The sequence below is a fragment of the bacterium genome (genome assembly GCA_023150945.1).
Lineage (GTDB): Bacteria > Zhuqueibacterota > Zhuqueibacteria > Zhuqueibacterales > Zhuqueibacteraceae > Coneutiohabitans.
The window spans coordinates 1-538 of sequence record JAKLJX010000107.1; the positions used below are offsets into that span (position 1 = coordinate 1).

The window sequence follows — 538 nt, forward strand, 5'->3', positions numbered from 1 at the left end:
GCGGGCGACACCACTACCGGCGGCACACGCGCGATGCGCAAGAGTTTCATAGACTTTCCTTTCGTTGTTTGGATGCGACACGGTGCAAGTCAACTGGTCTCAATGCAACAGGTTCATCTTTCTCGTTGCCACGAACTCCCCGGCGCGCAGGCGGCAGAAATAGACTCCGCTGGGATGCCCGCCGCTTCTCCAGTTCACTTGATAACGGCCGGCCGGCTGCCAGCCATCCACCAAGCGGGCGACTTCCTGGCCGAGCATATTCAATATCACCAACTGCACCAGCGCTGCCTCGGGCAGATCATATTGAATCGTGCTGGCGGGATTGAATGGATTCGGATAGCTCGGATACAGGGCAAATGCCGGCGTGCCGCCGGCATGCCGCTCTTCCTCCACCCATGGCTTGGCCAACGGCACCAGATCAACAAAATTGTCCTGGATGAAAAATGGTGAAGCTGAGCCTTCTGTCCACAATCCCAAAATGCGTGTGCCACCAGCAATGCTGCGTGTGGTGAATGCCGGATATGAAGACGGCCCCGGC

Annotated in this window: 1 protein-coding gene; it reads right to left on the minus strand. The window is 57.8% G+C overall.

The annotated features are described in order from the left end of the window. Window positions 1-99: 99 nt before the first annotated feature. The coding region (locus tag L6R21_28280; protein ID MCK6563100.1) for a T9SS type A sorting domain-containing protein at window positions 100-538 on the minus strand (439 nt) is incomplete at its 5' end.